Source organism: Paraburkholderia ginsengisoli NBRC 100965 (assembly GCF_000739735.1).
GTDB classification, from domain to species: Bacteria; Pseudomonadota; Gammaproteobacteria; order Burkholderiales; family Burkholderiaceae; genus Paraburkholderia; species Paraburkholderia ginsengisoli.
Genome location: NZ_BBJF01000001.1, coordinates 24,558 through 44,731, shown reverse-complemented (window position 1 = coordinate 44,731; position 20,174 = coordinate 24,558). Strand labels below are relative to the sequence as shown.

19 protein-coding genes and 1 tRNA gene are annotated in these 20,174 nt (G+C 63.3%); 10 read left to right on the top strand and 10 right to left on the bottom strand.

All coding sequences use genetic code 11. The features are described from left to right. Positions 1-66: 66 nt before the first annotated feature. The 3 genes from cgtA to rplU form a co-directional block, all read right to left on the bottom strand. On the bottom strand, positions 67-1,188 hold the full coding sequence (gene cgtA / locus BGI01S_RS00200) for an Obg family GTPase CgtA (RefSeq protein ID WP_042320790.1): 1,122 nt from the start codon (positions 1,186-1,188) through the stop codon (positions 67-69). Positions 1,189-1,415: 227 nt separating this feature from the next. Then, on the bottom strand, positions 1,416-1,679 hold the full coding sequence (rpmA, locus tag BGI01S_RS00195; protein ID WP_007180330.1) for a 50S ribosomal protein L27: 264 nt from the start codon (positions 1,677-1,679) through the stop codon (positions 1,416-1,418). Between the two features lie 25 nt (positions 1,680-1,704). After that, the gene (gene rplU, locus BGI01S_RS00190; RefSeq protein ID WP_007180329.1) at positions 1,705-2,016 is read right to left on the bottom strand and encodes a 50S ribosomal protein L21; all 312 of its coding nucleotides are present in this window, start codon (positions 2,014-2,016) and stop codon (positions 1,705-1,707) included. Between the two features lie 240 nt (positions 2,017-2,256). On the opposite strand from rplU, the gene BGI01S_RS00180 reads away from it, so the two are divergent. From BGI01S_RS00180 to yacG, 9 genes are all read left to right on the top strand, one after another. Further along, positions 2,257-3,249, top strand: a complete 993-nt coding sequence (locus BGI01S_RS00180; RefSeq protein ID WP_042320787.1) for a polyprenyl synthetase family protein — start codon at positions 2,257-2,259, stop codon at positions 3,247-3,249. Positions 3,250-3,297: 48 nt separating this feature from the next. Further along, positions 3,298-3,374: transfer RNA gene (locus tag BGI01S_RS00175), tRNA-Pro, on the top strand. 197 nt (positions 3,375-3,571) lie between these two features. After that, positions 3,572-4,870, top strand: coding sequence for an HlyC/CorC family transporter (locus BGI01S_RS00170; protein WP_042320785.1), 1,299 nt, complete (start codon positions 3,572-3,574; stop codon positions 4,868-4,870). Between the two features lie 149 nt (positions 4,871-5,019). Further along, on the top strand, positions 5,020-6,315 hold the full coding sequence (locus BGI01S_RS00165) for a GspE/PulE family protein (RefSeq protein WP_042320782.1): 1,296 nt from the start codon (positions 5,020-5,022) through the stop codon (positions 6,313-6,315). A gap of 8 nt (positions 6,316-6,323) precedes the next feature. After that, on the top strand, positions 6,324-7,553 hold the full coding sequence (locus tag BGI01S_RS00160; protein ID WP_042320779.1) for a type II secretion system F family protein: 1,230 nt from the start codon (positions 6,324-6,326) through the stop codon (positions 7,551-7,553). A 28-nt stretch (positions 7,554-7,581) separates the two neighbouring features. Beyond that, on the top strand, positions 7,582-8,523 hold the full coding sequence (locus tag BGI01S_RS00155) for a prepilin peptidase (protein ID WP_042320777.1): 942 nt from the start codon (positions 7,582-7,584) through the stop codon (positions 8,521-8,523). 3 nt (positions 8,524-8,526) lie between these two features. Beyond that, on the top strand, positions 8,527-9,129 hold the full coding sequence (gene coaE / locus BGI01S_RS00150) for a dephospho-CoA kinase (RefSeq protein WP_042320774.1): 603 nt from the start codon (positions 8,527-8,529) through the stop codon (positions 9,127-9,129). A 264-nt stretch (positions 9,130-9,393) separates the two neighbouring features. Further along, positions 9,394-10,149 (top strand): cell division protein ZapD, encoded by a 756-nt coding sequence (gene zapD, locus BGI01S_RS00145; RefSeq protein WP_042320771.1) that lies wholly within the window; start codon positions 9,394-9,396, stop codon positions 10,147-10,149. 124 nt (positions 10,150-10,273) lie between these two features. Further along, the gene (gene yacG, locus BGI01S_RS29135) at positions 10,274-10,471 is read left to right on the top strand and encodes a DNA gyrase inhibitor YacG (RefSeq protein WP_042320767.1); all 198 of its coding nucleotides are present in this window, start codon (positions 10,274-10,276) and stop codon (positions 10,469-10,471) included. 79 nt (positions 10,472-10,550) lie between these two features. On the opposite strand, the gene BGI01S_RS00135 is transcribed toward yacG, so the two are convergent. From BGI01S_RS00135 to secA, 4 genes are all read right to left on the bottom strand, one after another. Then, a complete protein-coding gene (locus BGI01S_RS00135) occupies positions 10,551-10,973 on the bottom strand; it encodes an NUDIX domain-containing protein (protein ID WP_042320765.1) in 423 nt (140 codons plus the stop codon). After that, the gene (locus BGI01S_RS00130) at positions 10,970-11,839 is read right to left on the bottom strand and encodes an ATP-binding protein (RefSeq protein WP_042320761.1); all 870 of its coding nucleotides are present in this window, start codon (positions 11,837-11,839) and stop codon (positions 10,970-10,972) included. The genes BGI01S_RS00135 and BGI01S_RS00130 overlap by 4 nt, the downstream gene beginning before the upstream one ends. 53 nt (positions 11,840-11,892) lie before the next feature. Beyond that, on the bottom strand, positions 11,893-13,134 hold the full coding sequence (argJ, locus tag BGI01S_RS00125) for a bifunctional glutamate N-acetyltransferase/amino-acid acetyltransferase ArgJ (RefSeq protein ID WP_042320758.1): 1,242 nt from the start codon (positions 13,132-13,134) through the stop codon (positions 11,893-11,895). Positions 13,135-13,284: 150 nt separating this feature from the next. Further along, positions 13,285-16,101 (bottom strand): preprotein translocase subunit SecA, encoded by a 2,817-nt coding sequence (gene secA, locus BGI01S_RS00120; RefSeq protein ID WP_042320755.1) that lies wholly within the window; start codon positions 16,099-16,101, stop codon positions 13,285-13,287. A gap of 290 nt (positions 16,102-16,391) precedes the next feature. Between secA and BGI01S_RS00115 the strand changes: the two genes are divergently transcribed. Beyond that, positions 16,392-16,877, top strand: a complete 486-nt coding sequence (locus BGI01S_RS00115) for a DciA family protein (protein WP_042320752.1) — start codon at positions 16,392-16,394, stop codon at positions 16,875-16,877. Between the two features lie 74 nt (positions 16,878-16,951). Here the strand turns inward: BGI01S_RS00115 and lpxC are convergent, their stop codons facing one another. The 3 genes from lpxC to ftsZ form a co-directional block, all read right to left on the bottom strand. Beyond that, on the bottom strand, positions 16,952-17,869 hold the full coding sequence (gene lpxC, locus BGI01S_RS00110) for a UDP-3-O-acyl-N-acetylglucosamine deacetylase (RefSeq protein WP_042320825.1): 918 nt from the start codon (positions 17,867-17,869) through the stop codon (positions 16,952-16,954). 288 nt (positions 17,870-18,157) lie between these two features. After that, entirely contained in the window at positions 18,158-18,661 is a 504-nt protein-coding gene (locus BGI01S_RS00105; protein ID WP_042320750.1) for a peroxiredoxin, read from the bottom strand. A 261-nt stretch (positions 18,662-18,922) separates the two neighbouring features. Continuing rightward, positions 18,923-20,125 carry a cell division protein FtsZ gene (gene ftsZ, locus BGI01S_RS00100; RefSeq protein WP_042320748.1) on the bottom strand — a complete coding sequence of 401 codons (1,203 nt, stop codon included), beginning with the start codon at positions 20,123-20,125 and terminating at the stop codon, positions 18,923-18,925. Positions 20,126-20,174: the final 49 nt, after the last annotated feature.

Here is a 20,174-nt window from a genome sequence, read left to right as displayed (position 1 = left end):
TGTCTCCCAAGATGACGCGTGATGCATGCCGGCAGCCCGAGCAGGCTGCCGGCGCTCGAGCTTTTCTTATTGCTGCGGGTCGGTGCTGGATTCGTCGTTGGCGGGCGGCGCTTCCGGCTTCTCGCGGAAACGCACGTCGGCGGCGAGATCTTCGGCTTCCGCCTGGCGCTGTGCGTCCGAATGCGCGGCGATGTGATCGAACACCGCGTAGCAGAGGTTTTCACAACCCTGGCCGGTCAGCGCCGAGATTTCGAACACCGGACCGTCCCAACCGAAGCCTTCGAGGAATGCCGCCACCCGCGCTTCACGCTCGTCTTCCGGCACCATGTCGAGTTTGTTCAGCACCAGCCAGCGGGTCTTTTCGTACAACAACTCGTCGTACTTGCGCAGCTCGTTGACGATCGCCTTGGCTTCCGCGACCGGATCCACCGCTTCGTCGAACGGTGCGAGGTCGACGATATGCAGCAACAGGCCGGTGCGTTGCAGGTGACGCAGGAATTGGTGGCCGAGACCGGCGCCTTCCGCCGCGCCTTCGATCAGACCAGGAATGTCGGCGATCACGAAGCTGCGGCTCGGCCCGACACGCACCACGCCCAGATTCGGCGCGAGCGTCGTGAACGGGTAGTCAGCGATCTTCGGCTTCGCGTTCGACACCGACGAGATAAACGTCGATTTGCCCGCGTTCGGCATGCCGAGCAGACCGACGTCGGCCAGCACCTTCAATTCGAGACGCACCATGCGGCGCTCGCCCGGCTTGCCGTCGGTCTTCTGACGCGGCGCGCGGTTCGTGCTGGATTTGAAATGCAAGTTACCGAGACCGCCGGCACCGCCCTGCGCGATCTGCACGCTCTGGTTGTGCTCGGTCAGGTCGGCGATCAGCTCGCCGGTTTCCATGTCGGTAATCGTGGTGCCGACCGGCATGCGCAGCGTGATGTCGTCGCCGCCTTTGCCGTAGCAATCTGCGCCTCGGCCGTTTTCGCCGTTGCGCGCCAAATGTTTTTTCGCGTACCGATAGTCGATCAGCGTGTTGATGTTGCGGTCCGCGACCGCGATCACGCTGCCGCCCCGGCCGCCGTCGCCGCCATCGGGGCCGCCGAACGGAACGAATTTCTCGCGGCGCATCGACGCGCTGCCATCCCCTCCGTCGCCGGCGATGACTTCAATCCTCGCTTCGTCAATGAACTTCATGCGTAACTCCGTCCCGTGGTGTACTGCCAGATGGTGCTGCTAGATTGAATGCTACTGGATGCTGCTATTTTGCCGCGCCCGCCGCGCGTTGATCAATCGACCGAACGGCATAGCCTTTCCGGCATGAGTGATCGACCTCGCGAATCCAACGAAAGCGCCGCAATAAAAAAAGCCCCGCTAACTTCGCGGGGCCTTTTTCCGGTCCTGAAGCCCGTGCCTGAGTAAACTCAGACTGCTGCCGGGACGACGTTGACCATGTGCTTCTTCGCTGCGCCTTTCGTCGAGAAATTGACGTGGCCGTCCGTCAGCGCGAACAAGGTGTGATCCTTGCCGATGCCGACGTTTTCGCCCGGGTGCATACGCGTGCCACGTTGGCGAACGATGATGCCGCCAGCGTTGATTGCCTGGCCGCCATAAACCTTCACGCCGAGGCGCTTCGATTCAGAGTCGCGGCCGTTGCGGGATGATCCGCCTGCCTTTTTGTGTGCCATTTGATTTGCTCCTTAACCGGTGCGCTTACGCGTTGATAGCGTCGATGCGCAGTTCGGTATAGTTCTGGCGGTGGCCGCCATGCTTCTGGTAGTGCTTCCGGCGACGCATCTTGAAGATGGTCACTTTTGCGTGACGACCTTGCGACACGACGGTAGCCTTGACGGAAGCCCCACTGACCAGCGGCGTACCGAACTTAATCGATTCGCCTTCGCCCACTGCGAGAACCTGGTCGAGCGTGATTTCAGCGTCAATGTCTGCCGGTATCTGTTCTACTTTAAGTTTTTCGCCGACGGCAACTTTATACTGCTTGCCACCGGTTTTTATGACCGCGTACATTGAGAACCTCACTCTGTGTTCATTTTTTCCACGCACCGCGCGCGGAAACCCGTGATTATACATAGAGTTAGCTGCTCGGTCAAAACTCATTCAGTGGCGCCGCACGTCTACCCCGATGCCTCGCCCACAGCGCCGGCGCCGCCGTCCCGAATGCGAGCCCGAGCACGCCGCGCCGCAGCCTGCGACCCGGAACTGTCGCGATTCGCCTTATAATTCGCGGCACTACCCAATTCAGCCATCATGTCGTCGACTGCCACCCCCTCCTCCAACGCCGCCAGCCTGCTCGCTCCGATCGCCGAAGACATGCAGCAGGTCAATCGCGTCATCCGGCACCGCCTTGCGTCCGACGTGATGCTGATCAACCAGATTTCCGAGTACATCATCAGCGCCGGCGGCAAGCGGCTGCGGCCGGCGCTGCTGTTGCTGGTCGCGGGCGCGCTGGGCGAAACCACGGGGCACCGGCATGAGTTGGCCGCGGTGGTCGAATTCATTCACACTGCCACGCTGCTGCATGACGACGTGGTCGACGAATCCGATCTGCGGCGCGGCCGCCAGACCGCCAATGCGCTGTTCGGCAACGCCGCGAGCGTGCTGGTCGGCGACTTTCTGTACTCGCGCTCGTTCCAGATGATGGTCGGCGTGGGCAAGATGCGCGTGATGGAGATTCTCTCCGAGGCGACCAACATCATCTCCGAAGGCGAAGTGTTGCAACTGCTGAACATGCACGATGCGGACGTCGACGAAGCCCGCTACATGCAGGTGATCCGCTACAAGACGGCCAAGCTGTTCGAGGCGGCTGCCCAGCTCGGCGCGGTGCTGGCCGGCTCGGACGCGAAGACTGAAGCGGCCGCCGCGGAGTTCGGCCGGCGCATCGGCACCGCGTTCCAGATCATGGACGACTGGCTTGACTACACCGGCACGGCCGAATCGATGGGGAAGAATGCCGGCGACGATCTGCGCGAAGGCAAACCGACACTTCCTCTGATTTATCTGATCGAACGCGGCACGCCGGAGCAATCGGCGCTCGCGCGCGAAGCGATCGAGCAGGGCGGCACGGACCGTTTCGATACGATCTTCGAAGCGATCACCCGTTCGGGCGCCCTGGATCACACGCTCGAGTGCGCAAAACAGGAAGCGCAGGCGGCAGCAGCAGCAATTTCTTCATTTCCCAGTTCCATTTTCAAAGATAGCCTGCTAGAATTATGTTCTTACTCGACGGCAAGACAGTCTTGAACGGGACTGAAACGCCGGATTAGTCTGAATCGAGTTCGCAGTACAAATCGGGGTGTAGCTTAGCCTGGTAGAGCGCTACGTTCGGGACGTAGAGGCCGGAGGTTCGAATCCTCTCACCCCGACCAGATTTGCCTTGTTAGTTCAAGGCTCGAAAAACCGCCGCAGCTTGCTGGGCGGTTTTTTGTTTTGCGCGCGAGTTTTCTGCTTCCCGCGCAAGACGCGCTGCCATATGTGGGCGAGCACGCCACACCGTCTGCGCAGGCAGTTCGCCGCGCCCCCTCTGCTATATTCTCTCCATCCTCTCCCCTATTCTTCACGACGCGTGGAACAACTTCCCTTATGGGCGCAGATTGGCGCCGTCTTTCTGCTGCTTATCTGCTCCAGCTTCTTTTCGATTTCCGAAACGGCGATGATGGCGATCAACCGCCATCGCCTGAAACACCTTGCCAACCAGAACGCGCTCGGCGCGAAGACCACACAGGGTCTGCTAGCGCACACCGACCAACTGCTGAGCGTCGTGCTGATCGGCAACAATCTGTTCAATACGATCATCCCGGTGCTCACCACGTCGATCGCGCTGCATACGTTCGGCCGTAACAACCTGGTGCTGTCCATTGCGACCGGCATCGTCGCGTTTCTGATCATCGTGTTCGCGGAGATCACGCCGAAAATCGTCGGCGCGACGTTCCCGGAGAAGATCGCGCTGCCCGCCAGCCTGCTGATCGCGCCGATGATGCGCGTCGCAAAACCGCTCGTCTGGGTCGTCAATCTGTTCGCGAACGGCATCCTGCGCGTGCTGCACATCAACACGAAAGGCGCGCACGATCAGCGTCTGTCCACCGAGGAACTGCGCACCATCGTGCTGGAGTCGGGCAGCTTCATGCCGACCAAGCACCGTAGCATCCTGCTGAACCTGTTCGACCTCGAAAACATTTCCGTCGACGACGTGATGATCCCGCGCCGGCGCATCGAAGCGCTCGACTTCGATGCGCCGTTCGAAGAGATCCTGCACCAACTCGAAACCTGCTATCACAACAAGCTGATCGTCTATCAGGGTGACATCGACCGGGTGTTGGGCGTGCTGCACGTACGCAAGACCCTCGCGGCCCTGCACAACCAGGAACTGGAACGCGAGACGCTGCGCGAACTGCTCGCCGAGCCGTACTTCGTGCCGAGCGGCACTCCTGTCTTCCAGCAGCTGCAATACTTCCAGGAGAGCCGTCACCGCACCGCGCTGGTCGTCAACGAATACGGCGAGCTGCAAGGCCTCGTCACGCCGGAAGACATCATCGAGGAACTGATCGGCGAATTCACCACGTCGATTCCGCGTAGCGCCAACTCGCGCGGCGGCTGGAACGAGAAAGGCGAATGCATCGTCGCGGGCAGCATGCCGCTGCGCGAGCTGAACCGCTGGCTGCAACTCACGCTGCCTACCGACGGCCCGAAAACGCTCAACGGCCTGATCCTCGAAATTCTCGAAGACATTCCCGACGGCGATGTGTGCGTGCAGATCGGCGAGATCAAACTCGAAGTCATGCGCAGCGACGACCAGGCGATTCGCACGGTCAAGCTGTTCAAACCGCCGGCGCGCACCAAAGGCGGCAAAGCGCTACTGGGCTGAGTTGCTGGCCGTCGGTCACCCAAAACGCCACCAGCATCGCATACCCGCACCGCGCGCGCCATTAGCCGAATGGCTGAATGGCGGCGCCGGCCGCGTTACCGGAAGATGAAAGCCGTCATGTTCTACAGGCGGCTCATCCCCGGTTTCTCATGCAAGCGTCTTTTCAAGCAGCGGTAAACTCGCCACGGCCTCTCGCCTTCGATGGCGACAGCGCGTCACGCGCAAAGCCCAATCCGTTCACCGCCGAAGCGGGCGCGGCCCATCTCAGCGATCCCGACAACGCGCCCGCCGTACGTCTGCTGACCGACACGTTGCAGGAAGCGACGCGCCGCAATGCCTCGGATCTGCACATCGAGCCGGCCGAACACGGCTGGCGCGTGCGCTTGCGAATTGACGGCGTGCTGCACGAAATCCCGCAGCCGCCCGCTCATCTGCGCGACGCATTTATCACGCGCGTGAAGGTGCTGGCGCGCATGGATATCGCCGAGCGGCGCGTGCCGCAGGACGGCCGGCTGCGCATCGCAACGTCGCCGGGGCGGTTGGAAGACTATCGCGTCAACTCGTTGCCGACGCTGTTCGGCGAAAAGCTGGTGTTACGCCGACTCGACGCGTTGCCCACCGATCTTTCGCTCGATTCCCTAGGTCTTGATCCGCGTCAACGCGAGGCGGTGGATGCGGCGATTCACGCGCCGCACGGTCTCGTGCTCGTCACCGGGCCCACCGGCAGCGGCAAGACCTTATCGCTGTATTGCTTTCTGAATCTGTTGAATGGCGAAGCGCGCAACCTGTGTTCGGTGGAAGATCCGGCCGAAATCCAGCTGGCCGGCATCAATCAGGTCAGCGTGCGCGAAAAGGCTGGACTGACGTTCGCGGTGGCGCTGCGCGCGTTCCTTCGACAGGACCCGGACGTGATCATGGTCGGCGAAATCCGCGACAACGAAACCGCCGACGTCGCCGTGAAAGCCGCGCAAACCGGCCACCTCGTGCTGTCGACTCTGCATACGAACGACGCGCCCGCCGCGATTGCGCGTCTGATCGATATCGGCGTGGAGCCGTACCACCTCGCGGCCGCGCTGCGGATGGTGACGGCGCAGCGGCTGGTACGGCGGCTGTGCGTCGCGTGCCGCGCGCCCGCGCCGCAATCGAGGGCGGCGCTGCGTGCCGCGGGCTTCGACGAGCAACAGCTCGATGGCTGGCAGCCATACGCGGCGACTGGATGCGCGGCGTGTCATGGCATCGGCTACCGGGGACGCGTCGGCGTTCACCAGGTGATGCCTGTCTCCGATGCGATGCGCGAACTGATTGTCGCAAGCGCTGGCACGCACGAGCTTGCACGGCTTGCGCAAAGCGAACAGGTGGCCACGTTGCGCGACGCGGCGCTGGCTCGCGTACGCGACGGCACCACCAGTCTCGCTGAAGCGCTGGCCGCCACTGAAATCGCATGAGCGTAAGCATGAGCACGCTCACGACTCATCAGCCTCCTGCGGCCGACACGCGCTTCAAATGGCGCGCCGTCGACGCAAAAGGCACCCACAAAAACGGCACGGTGATCGCGCCGGACGCAGGCACTGCGCGACTCATGCTCAAGCGCGACGACCTGTTTATCGTCGAGCTCGCTGCGCAGGGACCCGCGCCGCGCCCCCGAGCGCGCACCGCCGACGTCACACTGTTCACGCGACAACTCGCCAGTCTGCTGCGCGCCGGTTTGCCGCTCGCTCCCGCGCTCGATCTGCTCGCGCAGGCGCAGTCGTCGAACCGTCAGGGCATGCTGCGCATCGTCGGCGCATTGGCGCGCGACATCTCCGCCGGCCTGCGCTTTTCGGCGGCGTTGCAGCGGCACCCGGCGCAATTCAATGCGCTGTACTGCCAGCTCGTCGAAGTCGGCGAGGCAGCTGGCGCGCTGGCCGCCGTCCTCGCGCGCATCGCCGACGACCGCGAACGCGCCGCCGCGCAGCGCGCGAAAGTGCGCGCCGCACTGACCTATCCGGTGGCGATCCTGCTGCTGGCCATGGCGATTACCGCCGCGTTACTGGTGTGGGTCGTGCCGACCTTCAAACAGATCTTCGATGGCTTCGGCGCGAAGCTGCCCGCGCCGACGCAGTTCGTGCTGGCGTTGTCGTCCGGCGCGGCGCGCTGGAGCATACCGGTCATCGTCATGAGCGTTGCATTGACTTCGGCTGTGACGTTTCTGCTGCGGCGCTCGGAAATGGCGCGCATCCGCTTCGCGCGTCTATCGCTAAGAATGCCGGTCGCCGGGCCGCTGCTGGGCACGCTGTGCGCGGCGCGCTGGAGCCGCGCGCTCGGGACCTTGCTGTCCGCAGGCACCCCGTTGGCCGACGCGTTCGACTCGCTGACCCACGCGACCGGCAACGCCTTCTTTGATCGCGCCACCGTCGACATCGCCGCTCGGCTGCGGCGCGGCGAGCGGCTCGCCGCAGCGATGCGCGCGGCGCAGTGCTTTCCGCCCGAAGTCGTGCAGCCGGTTGCGGTCGCCGAAGAATCCGGCGCGCTCGACACCATGCTGATCGACGTAGCGTCGCTCGCGGATCGTCAGGTAGACGAGAAGATCGGCACGCTGTCGAGTCTGTGCGAGCCGCTCGTGATCATCGTGCTGGGGACGCTGGTCGGCGGCCTCGTGATCGCGATGTATCTTCCCATTATTCAACTCGGCAACGTGGTGTAGGATCGCAGCCGAATCCATCCCCTTATCTATGCAGGCTCCTTTTCCACTCGTGCCAGAAACTTCTTCCAGTCTGCTCTCGGGCTTGCTGCCCGGCCACTTCGCGAGCGGTCTCGGCCTCGCGTTCGGGAGCTTGCCTGCCGGACTGCAGACCGCGTTCGCAATCGTGTTCGGCCTCGTGATCGGCAGCTTCCTGAACGTCGTCGTGCATCGGCTGCCGATCATGCTGGAGCGTGCATGGCGCGCGGAAATCAGCGACACCACCGACGCACCGCCCGCCGATGATGGCCTGCCCGCACGCTATAACCTGTGGGTGCCGCGCAGCGCGTGTCCGCATTGCGGGCACGTCCTGAGCGCGTGGGAGAATCTGCCGGTAATCAGCTATGTGTTGCTGCGCGGACGTTGCTCCGCCTGCAAAGCGCACGTGAGCCTGCGCTACCCGCTGCTCGAAATTGCCAGCGCCGCGTTCGCGGCTGGCACACTCGCGTCGTTCGGCCCGACCGCCACCGCGCTCGCCGCCTTCGGCTTATGCGCGGCGCTGCTGGCGATGAGCGCGATCGACATCGACACGCATCTGCTGCCCGATTCGATGACGCTCCCGTTGCTGTGGGCGGGCCTGATCGTCAACTTCAACGGCATGTTCACGAGCCTGCACGATGCGGTACTCGGCGCTATCTTCGGTTACCTGGTGCTGTGGGCTGTGCATTGGGTGTTCCGACTGGTGCGCGGCGTCGAAGGCATGGGCTATGGCGATTTCAAGCTGCTCGCGGCGCTCGGCGCGTGGCTCGGCTGGGCCGCGCTGCCGCAGATCGTGCTGATCGCCGCGGTCGCCGGCGCGGTAGTCGGCCTCGCGGCAACCTGGCGCGGCCGCATGCGCTTCGAAGAGCCATTGCCGTTCGGGCCGTTTCTCGCAGCGGGCGGCGCACTCACGCTGTTTCTCGGCACACCGCTCTATCTGGCTCTGGGAGGCTGAAGCATGTTTGTCGTAGGACTGACCGGTGGCATTGGCAGCGGTAAATCCACCGTCGCCGATCTGTTCGCCGCGCACGGCGTGCCGCTCGTGGACACGGACCTGATCGCGCATCGCATCACCGCGCCGCACGGCATCGCGATGCCGCTGATCGCAGCCGAATTCGGCGCTGCGTACGTCGCCGCCGACGGCTCGCTCGACCGCGCGCGCATGCGTGAGCTGGTCTTCAGCGACGAGAGCGCGCGCAAACGTCTCGAAGCGATCACGCATCCGCTGATTCGTGCGGAAACCGAACGCGACCAGCGCGAAGCGCAGGGCCCTTACGTGATCGTCGTAGTGCCGCTGCTAGTCGAGTCCGGCAGTTGGAGGGGCCGCGTCAACCGCGTGCTGGGCGTCGATTGCAGCGTCGAGACGCAGATCGCACGCGTCATGAGCCGCAACGGCTTCAGCCGCGACCAGGTGCTGGCGATCATCGCCCGCCAGGCGACGCGCGAAGCGCGCCTCGCCGCAGCCGACGACGTGATCGACAACGACCACGCGCCGCTCGACGCGTTGCAGGCGCAAGTCGACGCGCAACATCGGGTGTATCTGTCCCTCGCGGGCGCGTGAGGCGAACGTAAACCGAACGTGAGCCAAGCGCGCGCCGTCCGCGCAACGGCCAGCGCGCAGCTACGAATACAGCGCGCGCATCTGTGTCCCCTCGTTGAACTTTGCGGCCACGTGCAAGCCAAAAGCCAAAGCACGCGGAAACCGCCCGAATCGCGCGAAAAAAGTTGCGAAACCACGCTGAAAAAGTGCGTGATTGCTAGGGTAGTCTCACGGCATTAGAATGTTCTGCATTCCCGTCACCGACCACGCCCGAGGCGAGCCCGCTTGATCCTTTACGAGTATCCCTTCAACGAGCGAATCCGGACGCTGTTGCGCCTCGAAGATCTGTTCGAGCGCTTCACGTTCTTTCTGACTCAGGAAGACGCCAGGGAACATCACGTCGCACTGACAACGTTGTTCGAAATCTCAGAAGTTGCGGGTCGCGCGGATCTGAAGTCGGATCTGATGAAGGAGCTCGAACGTCAACGGCAAACGCTGGCGCCGTTTCGCGGCAATCCGGGCATCGAGCAGAACGCGCTTGAAGCGGTGCTCGGCGAAATCGAACAGACTCTCGCGGGGCTTGGGCAGATGCAGGGCAAGACCGGTCAGCATCTGGCCGACAACGAGTGGCTCGCCAGCATTCGCAGCCGCGCGATCATCCCCGGCGGCACCTGCAAGTTCGATTTACCGTCTTATTACGCATGGCAGCAGCTGCATCCCGATCAACGCCGTCAGGACATCGCAAAGTGGGTCACACCGCTGCTACCCCTGCGCGACGCGGCCACCATCGTTCTGCGGCTCGCGCGCGAGTCCGGCCAGGCATCCAAGGTGATGGCGATGCAAGGCAGCTACCAGCAGATGCTGTCGGGACGTTCGTATCAATTGATGCAGGTTCGCGTCGCACCTGAATTGCGGGTGATCCCCGAGGCGAGCGCCAACAAGTACATGCTGTGGGTGCGCTTCACGGTGCAGGACGGCGATTTGCGTCCACGCGCGGTGGATGTAGACGTGCCGTTCCAGCTCACGCTTTGCAGCCTGTGATCGGGCTCGCAACCGGGCTGCCACGTTCGCCCGGTAAATCCGGATCGAGGGACGCGCCTTTGAAGCGGCGCCAAATGCCCCTATATTCGTAACTTGTTCCGTTTGCGATTGACTGCCTGACCGTATGCCTACCGTCGTCAAATGCCCCACTTGCGGCAAGGATGTCCGCTGGACCCCTGAAAACCGCTTCCGTCCGTTCTGCTCGGATCGCTGCAAGCAGATCGATCTCGGCGCCTGGGCCGCTGAGAAATACAAGATCGGCGGGACCGATCAGGAAGCGTCGTCGGACGAGACCCCTGACGGGAATTACAACCCGCATTGAGAGCGTGGCCTCGTTCTGATGACCGCGCAGGACGACGGCCGCTGCCACCGCAACGCCCGTCGTACCGCTTTTTTGCCTATCAGTTCTTTTCCGCCGCGAGCCATTCCAGCACAGGAATGGTCGCCGGCAACAGCGGGGTGACGTCGGCAGGCAAGGTCTGCCAGACGAACGCTTGTCCTTCGCGGCCGTGCGGCTCGCCGGACCAGTGCGTCACCTTGCAGAAGAAAAGTCGCACATACGCGTGCGGATAATCGTGTTCGAGCGTATGCCAGAGATGGCTCGCCTGAACGTCGATCCCCAGTTCCTCGTGCAGCTCGCGTGCCAGCGCGGCCTCGACCGACTCGCCCGCCTCCAGCTTGCCGCCCGGAAACTCCCAGTAGCCCTCATACGGCTTGCCCGCCGGACGCTGCGCCAGTAGATAGCGCCCGTCCGGTTGAATCAGCACGCCGACCGCGACTTCCGTCACCGTCCGGCCGGCGGCGTTCTTCTGGGCGTCGCTCATGCCGAGGTCTTCCGGCCCGACCAGTCGCGCGCGAATTGCCACGCCACGCGGCCCGAGCGCGACCCGCGTTCGAGCGCCCACACCAGCGCGTCGCCGCGCGCGGCTTCGACTTCGGCGTCGTCGCAACCGAAATGCCGCAGCCAGTGGGCGATGATCGACAGGTAGTCGTCCTGCTTGAACGGATAGAAGCTGACCCACAGCCCGAAACGCTCGGACAGCGAAATCTTCTCTTCCACCAGTTCGCCCGGATGAATCTCGCCGTCCGACGTGTGCTTGTACGTCTCGTTGTCGCTCATGTACTCGGGCAACAGATGGCGGCGGTTCGACGTCGCGTAGATCAGCACGTTGTCCGACTGCGCCGCGATCGAGCCGTCGAGCGCGACCTTCAGCGCCTTGTAGCCCGACTCGCCGTCTTCGAACGACAGGTCGTCGCAGAACACCACGAAGCGCTCCGGCCGCTTCGCGATCAGGTCGACGATGTCGCCGAGATCGTGCAGGTCGTCCTTGTCGACTTCGATCAGACGCAGGCCGTCTTTCGCGTACGCGTTCAGGCAAGCCTTGATCAGCGACGATTTGCCGGTGCCGCGCGCGCCCGTCAGCAGCACGTTGTTGGCCGGTTGCTTGTGCACGAACTGACGCGTGTTCTGCTCGATCAGCCCTTTTTGGCGATCGATGTTTTGCAGATCGTCGAGCGTGATCGACGAGATGGCGGGCACCGGTTGCAGGTAGCCGCGCCCCTGGCGTTTGCGCCAGCGGAAGGCGACCGCGGCCGACCAGTCGATGTCAGGCGCGGCGGGCGGAAGCATTGCTTCCAGGCGGACGAGCACGGCTTCGGCCCGGGTCAGAAACTGTTCGAGTTTGTCCATGACGATGAAGTAAGCGGCCTGCCACGCGGCCGAGGGCCGCGCAACGAGCCTGATTACGAACGATAGTCGGCGTTGATGCTCACGTAGTCGTGCGACAGATCGCAAGTCCAGATCGTGGCTTGCGCATCACCGCGGCCGAGTACGACGCGAATGCCGATCTCGCTCTTTTTCATGACGCGCTGGCCGTCTTCTTCACGGTAGGCCGGGTTGCGGCCGCCGGCAGTCGCGACCAGCACGTCGTCCAGATACAGATCGATCTTGCCGACGTCGAGATCGTCCACGCCGGCATAGCCGATTGCCGCCAGAATGCGGCCAAGGTTCGGGTCCGATGCATAGAAGGCCGTCTTCACGAGCGGCGAGTGGCCAATCGCATACGCGATCTGGCGGCATTCGCCGACGCTCGACCCGCCTTCGACACGCACGGTCATAAATTTAGTCGCGCCTTCGCCGTCGCGCACGATCAGTTGCGCAAGCGTCTGGGCGACTTCGGTCACCGCGTCGCGCAGCGCTGCATAAGCGGGCGAATCGGTGGACGTGACCGCCGGCAGGCTCGATTTGCCCGACGCGATCAGGATGAACGAATCGTTGGTCGAGGTATCGCCATCGATCGTGATGCAGTTGAACGAGCGGTCCGCGACATGCTTCACCAGCGCGTCGAGCACCGGCTGCGCGACGGCTGCGTCGAACGCGAGGAAGCCGAGCATGGTCGCCATGTTCGGCTTGATCATGCCGGCGCCCTTGCTGATGCCGGTCAGCGTAACCGTGTGGCCGTCGATCGTGACCTGGCGCGAAGTGGCCTTCGGCAGCGTGTCCGTGGTCATGATCGCCTGCGCGGCGTCGTACCAGTTCGCTTCGCGGCGGTTGGCCAGCGCGGCCGGCAAACCGGCCTTCAGACGATCGACCGGCAGCGGTTCGAGAATCACGCCCGTCGAAAACGGCAGCACCTGTTCTGGCGCAATGTCGGTGAGACGCGCGAGTTCCGCGCAGGTTTCGCGCGCCGCCAACAGACCCGGTTCACCCGTGCCCGCGTTGGCGTTACCCGTGTTGATCACCAGCGCGCGGATCGGCTTGCCGCCGGCGCGCACACGCTGCAGATTCTCACGGCACACCGTAACGGGCGCCGCGCAAAAGCGGTTTTGCGTGAACACGCCGCCCACCGTCGCGTTTTCGTCGACGGAAATGACGAGCACGTCCTTGCGGTTCGGCTTGCGGATGTTCGCCTCCGCCCAGCCAAGCGTAACGCCGGCGATGGGATGGAGTTGAGCGGGATCGATCGAGGGGAAATTGACAGCCATGGTCGCGACCTGTCGAAGAAAATGCCGGCAGGCGCCGGCATCGAGGAAACGGAACTGGTGGCCCGGTCAGGTTGCCGAGCCACCGCGAAATCAACAGCAAAGCACTGCGTAAAACGACGCGGCGCGCTCAGAAGCGCGCCGCTTTCGGCATCAGACGATCTTGCCGTGGCACTGCTTGTACTTCTTGCCGCTGCCGCACGGGCACGGGTCGTTGCGACCGACCTTCGGCACGTTGTCTGCGCCCGCATTCGACGCCGCCGCCTGCGGCGTAGCACCGTGGCCGTGGCTCATCGCGTCGCCGATCATCGCGGCGGTGGCCGCTTCGGCTACAGGCGCCGCGGCGGCGGCTTCGGCGAACTCGGCATGGCGGAACTCGACGTGCTCGAGGTGGCTGCCCTGCTCTTCGAGTTGCTCGGCGGCCTCTTCCAACTGCTCCGGCGATTGGATCTGCACGTTCATCACCACACGGGTGACTTCGAGCTTCACCGCGTCGAGCATCGCGGCGAACAGCTCGAACGCCTCGCGCTTGTATTCCTGCTTCGGATTCTTCTGCGCATAGCCGCGCAGATGGATGCCCTGACGCAGATGGTCGAGCGCGGCCAGATGCTCGCGCCAGCTACGGTCGAGCGTTTGCAGCATGATCGAGCGTTCGAACGCGCTGAAAGATTCGCGGCCGACCAGCTCGACCTTCGCTTCGTACGCTTCGTCGGCGGCGGCTTCGACCGCTTCGAGAATCTCGTCCGCGCTGATCGAGTTCGACTCGTTGATCATTTCCTGGATCGCGAGGTCGAGCTGCCATTCGTTGCGCAGCACTTCCTCCAGTTCGGGCACATCCCACTGCTCTTCGATGCTGCCTGCCGGCACGAACTGGTGAACGATGTCGGCGATCACGCCATGACGCATTGCGCCGATAGTCTCGGTGATGTCGTTCGCTTCGAGCAACTCATTGCGCTGCTGGTAGATCACCTTGCGCTGGTCGTTCGACACGTCGTCGTATTCGAGCAACTGCTTGCGAACGTCGAAGTTGCGCGCCTCGACCTTGCGCTGCGCCGATTCGATCGAACGCGACACGATGCCCGCCTCGATGGCCTCGCCTTCCGGCATCTTCAGGCGGTCCATGATCGCGCGCACGCGGTCGCCCGCGAAAATGCGCAGCAGCGGATCTTCCAGCGACAGATAGAAGCGCGACGAACCCGGGTCACCCTGACGGCCGGCGCGACCGCGCAACTGATTGTCGATCCGGCGCGATTCGTGACGCTCGGTGCCGATGATGTGCAGACCGCCCGCGGCCTTCACCTGATCGTGCAGCGCCTGCCATTCGTCGTGCAGCTTCTGGATGCGGCGCTGCTTCTCGTCGTCGGACAGCGTTTCGTCCTGCTCGATGAATGACGCCTGCTTTTCCGCGTTGCCGCCGAGCACGATGTCGGTACCGCGACCGGCCATGTTGGTGGCGATCGTGATGCGCTTCGGACGGCCCGCTTCGGCGACGATCTCGGCTTCACGCGCGTGCTGCTTCGCGTTCAGCACCTCGTGCTGCAAACCGGCCTGCTTCAGCAGATGCGACAGCAGCTCTGAGTTCTCAATTGACGTCGTACCGACCAGCACCGGCTGACCGCGCTCGTAGCAGTCGCGGATGTCGCGAATCACCGCGTCGTAGCGTTCCTTGGCGGTCTTGTAGATCTGATCCTGCTTGTCGATCCGCTTCGGCGGACGGTTGGTCGGGATAACGACCGTTTCGAGACCGTAGATCTCGTTGAATTCGTACGCTTCGGTGTCGGCCGTGCCGGTCATGCCAGCCAGCTTCGCGTACATGCGGAAGTAGTTCTGGAACGTGATCGAGGCGAGCGTCTGGTTCTCGCTCTGGATCTTGACGTGTTCCTTCGCTTCCACTGCCTGGTGCAGACCGTCGGACCAACGACGGCCCGCCATCAGACGGCCGGTGAATTCGTCGACGATCACGACTTCGCCGTTCTGCACGACGTAGTGCTGATCCTTGAAGAACAGCGTGTGCGCGCGCAATGCGGCGTACACGTGGTGCATCAGCGTGATGTTCTGAGGCGCGTACAGGCTCTCGCCCTCACCGATCAGGCCCCACTCGGCGAGCAGACGCTCGGCCTTTTCGTGGCCCGACTCGGTCAGGAACACCTGACGGCCCTTTTCGTCCAGCGTGTAGTCGCCCGGTTTTTCGACGCCGGTGCCGTCGGCCTTCTCTTCACCGATCTGGCGTTCGAGCAGCGGCGGCAGCGCGTTCATGCGCACGTAGAGTTCGGTGTGATCTTCGGCCTGGCCGGAGATGATCAGCGGCGTCCGTGCTTCGTCGATCAGGATCGAGTCGACCTCGTCGACCACCGCAAAATTCAGTGCTCGCTGCACGCGCGCTTCGGTCTCGTAGACCATGTTGTCGCGCAGGTAGTCGAAGCCGAATTCGTTGTTCGTGCCGTAGGTGATGTCGGCGGCGTACGCCTCCTGCTTCGCCTCGTGATCCATCTGCGACAGGTTGATGCCGACCGACAGACCGAGGAAGTTGTACAGACGCGCCATCCATTCGGCGTCGCGCTGTGCGAGGTAGTCGTTGACCGTGACCACGTGGACGCCGCGGCCCGACAGCGCGTTCAGGTACACCGGCAGCGTCGCGACGAGCGTCTTGCCTTCGCCGGTGCGCATTTCGCCGATCTTGCCGTAGTGCAGGACCATGCCACCGATCAGCTGCACGTCGAAGTGGCGCATTTTCAGCACCCGCTTGCTGGCCTCGCGGCACACGGCAAACGCTTCGGGCAGCAGCTTGTCGAGCGATTCGCCGCTCGCGACACGCTGGCGGAATTCACCCGTTTTGGCGCGCAGTTGATCGTCCGTCAATTGCTCGATCTGCGGTTCGAGCGCATTGATCGCCGCGACGGTCTTTTGATATTGCTTGACTAACCGCTGGTTGCGGCTGCCAAAAATCTTTTGTAGAAAACCGGTGGTCATCGGATCGGTGTCTGCGTCGCGGCTTCGGCTGGGTCGCGGCGTGCGGTTCGTGCACGTGCGCTCCGGGGTCGGAAGGGCCTCGGCGGCTTAGTCCAAGAGTGAATTCGAATCGGGCATTTTAGCACGCGCCCCCGGCAGCGCCTGTGTTAGAGGCGCGACGGCGGCAAGGCATCCGAGGCCCGCCGCAGCGACCTTTGACGGCGCGCATTCAGGCGGGCCCGCGTGCATCCCGCGCGGTACAATCGCGGCGTGAACGCGCATAGGGTGCGAACACGCCGTTACCGTCAAACATGAGCCGTTTTCCGTCCTTTTCAAGGCCGCCGCCCCAGCAGTTCAAGGCGCGCCGCCCGCAGCCCGTCGCCGAAGTGCTCAATCGCACGGATGCGTTCGCGGCCCTGCGCGCGGGCGTCGAGCAGATTGCCGCGCTGGAAAAGGATCTGCGCACGCTGCTGCCCGATTATCTGGCGACGAGCGTCGAACCCGGCTTCATCAAGGACGGCGTGCTGGCCCTCTTCGCCGGGCACAACGCGCTCGCGGCGCGGCTTCGGCATCTGGAGCCACGGTTGCTATCGGATCTGCAGCAGCGCGGCTGGCCGGTCAATGCGCTGAGAATTCGCGTGCGGCCGCAGGCGGTCAAGCCCCCGCCGCCGGTCAAGCAGGCGCGCATGACACCGACCGGCGCCGACGCACTGCACGCGCTCGCCGAATCGCTCGCGCCGTCGCCGCTACAGGAGGCGTTGGCGAGAATGGCGGCCCGGCATCGGAGAAATCGCTAAACCGCTGAACGAAAAAAAAACGGCCCGTGGGCCGTTTTTTTATGCGTTCGCTTCCGCGAGATCAAACAAAGGCGCTATGCGAATGCCGTTTGCGTCTCGTATGCGAAGCCGCGCGGCGCCTTCTGCGTGTCGTCGAACGTGACGATTTCGTACGAATCTTCGTGCGCCAGCAACTCGCGCAACAGCGCGTTGTTCAGGCCGTGACCCGACTTGTATGCGTTGTACGAAGCCAGCAACGGATGACCCACCACATACAGGTCGCCGATCGCGTCGAGCATCTTGTGCTTCACGAACTCGTCGTCGTAACGCAAGCCGTCGTTGTTCAGGATGCGGTATTCGTCGAGCACGATCGCGTTGTCCATGCTGCCACCACGCGCCAGACCCAGCTCACGCATCATTTCGACCTCGTGCGCGAAGCCGAACGTGCGGGCACGCGCGATTTCCCGCACGTACGACGTATTGGCGAAATCCACTTCAAGCGCCTGACCGGTTTTGTCCACGGCCGGGTGGCGGAAGTCGATCGTGAACTTCAGCTTGAAACCGAAGTACGGATCGAGGCGCGCGAATTTGTCGCCATCGCGAATTTCGACCGGCTTCGTGACCTTGATGAATTTCTTCGCCGCGTTCTGCTCTTCGATACCCGCCGACTGGATCAGGAACACGAACGAACCCGCGCTGCCGTCCATGATCGGAATTTCTTCAGCGGTGACGTCGACGTAGAGATTGTCGATGCCAAGACCGGCGCAGGCGGACATCAAGTGCTCGATGGTCGACACGCGCGCGCCGTCTTTCTGCAACACGGAAGCGAGACGCGTATCGCCAATAGCCATCGCCGACGCGGGAATGTCCACCGGCGTGGGCAAATCCACGCGCGAAAACACGATGCCAGTGTCCGCCGCTGCCGGGCGGAGCGTCAGATTGACCTTTCGACCGGAGTGCAGGCCGATGCCAACTGTCTTGACGATTGATTTGATAGTGCGCTGCTTCAACATGGTGATCTTCTGTTCGATTGAAAATCCCAATCGGGACTTTTTATTCCATAGCGCGAATTATACTCCAATACCCTAAGGAGCGTCGTTGCGCGGAACGTATCAATCTGTTTCGCAGCATTACCCAATGGGCGCCCGTCAGGGAAAGCGTGACGGGCCGATGTCCCGGAACGGAGGCGTTTCCGGTCATCGGCCCGCGTAACGGCCTGTCACAAAAGCGTCTTACTCACCGTTGCCGGAGCACAACGCGCCAGAAGCGCGCTGCCGAGGCGAAGGGGCGACGCCGCGCAACTAGCTCAACGTGGCGAGAATACTCCCTGCATCGCTGACTTCGAATTTGCCGGCAGCCTCGACGTTCAACGTCTTGACCACGCCGTCGTCGACCACCATCGCGTAGCGCTGGGAACGGATTCCCATGCCGCGCGCCGACAAATCCTGCTCGAGACCGAGCGCTTTGGTGAAAGCCGCAGTGCCGTCCGCCATCATGCGCACCTTGCCCGAGGCGTGCTGATCGCGTCCCCACGCGCCCATTACGAACGCGTCGTTGACGGACACGCACCAGATCTCGTCGATGCCAAGAGCGCGCAACTGCCCGGCGTGCTCGACATAACCCGGTACATGTTTGGCCGAACAGGTCGGCGTGAACGCACCCGGCAATCCGAAGATCACCACGCGCTTGCCCGCCGTCTGCTCGCGCACGCTGAAGCTGTTCGGCCCCAACGTGCAGCCCGCCCGCTCGTCTTCGACAAACTCGAAGAGCGTCGCGTCGGGCAGCTTGTCACCTGCTTGAATCATGCTCAGTCCTTTGCATCGATGCGAAGCATCACTCGCACGTTCTCGTGTCGCAGTGAAATTCGGCAGCTAGCCATAACAAGACTCCACCGTCCGGCGACAGTCGCCCCATCCGCTTCGCGAATCCGAAGAGGGCACTTTTCCTTGCCGCGAATCTGACGATACGCGGCCTGTTCGCCGTTCACCCGCCACGCTCGTGCATTCGTCCGCCAGCGCTGCACTGCGACATCACCCGCAGCGCGGCAACGAAGCCTGCTCGCGCGCTCAGTCCGCCTGCTTGCGCAGGAATGCCGGAATGTCGTACGTGTCGACGCCCTTTTCCTGCAGCGCCTGGACGTGCGAAGCAGCCGTATCGCGCGAGGTGCGCCACACTGCCGGCGTATCCAGCGCGCCGTAATCGGCCGTGCTCGCGTGCGATGCCGACGGCGCATACGCTGCGTGCTGCATTGCGCCGATCGGCTGGTTGTCGGTGCCGGTGCGCAGCAGCGTCATCGGTGCCGATTGCTGCTTCTTCGCCGCACGGCCCAGGCCCGTTGCCACGACGGTCACGCGCAGCGCATCGCCCATCGCATCGTCATACACCGCACCGAAAATCACGGTCGCGTCTTCAGCAGCATAGCTCTTGATGGTGTTCATCACTTCGCGCGTTTCCGACAGACGCAGCGAGCGGCTCGACGTGATGTTGACCAGCACACCACGCGCGCCCGACAGATCCACACCTTCCAGCAGCGGGCTCGCGACAGCCTGCTCGGCGGCCAGACGCGCGCGATCGACGCCGGCGACCGTCGCCGTGCCCATCATCGCCTTGCCCTGCTCGCCCATCACCGTCTTCACGTCTTCGAAGTCGACGTTCACCAGACCGTCGACGTTGATGATTTCCGCGATGCCGGCCACAGCGTTGTTCAGAACGTCGTCAGCGCACTGGAAGCACTTGTCCATCTCGGCGTCGTCGCCCATCACCTCGAACAGCTTGTCGTTCAGAACGACGATCAGCGAGTCGACGTGATCCTCCAGTTGCTGCGAACCGGCTTCAGCGACGCGCATGCGCTTGCCGCCTTCGAACTCGAACGGCTTGCTGACCACACCCACGGTCAGGATGCCCATTTCTTTGGCGATCTGCGCGACTACCGGTGCGGCACCCGTACCCGTGCCGCCACCCATGCCGGCCGTGATGAAGACCATGTGCGCGCCGCGCAGTGCGTCGGCGATGCGCTCACGTGCTTCTTCCGCTGCGGCGCGGCCCATTTCCGGCTTCGCACCTGCGCCCAGACCCGTGTTGCCGAGCTGGATCACCGCGGTGGCGCGCGAACGCGACAGCGCTTGCGCGTCCGTGTTCATCACGATGAAGTCGACGCCTTGCACGCCCTTGTTGATCATGTGCTGAACGGCATTGCCGCCAGCGCCACCTACTCCGACCACCTTGATGATGGTGCCGTTCGTTTCGGTTTCCAGCATTTGGAAATCCATGATGCCTCCGTCAAGATAAAAAATTACAGCCACTCGGCCGTTATTCGGC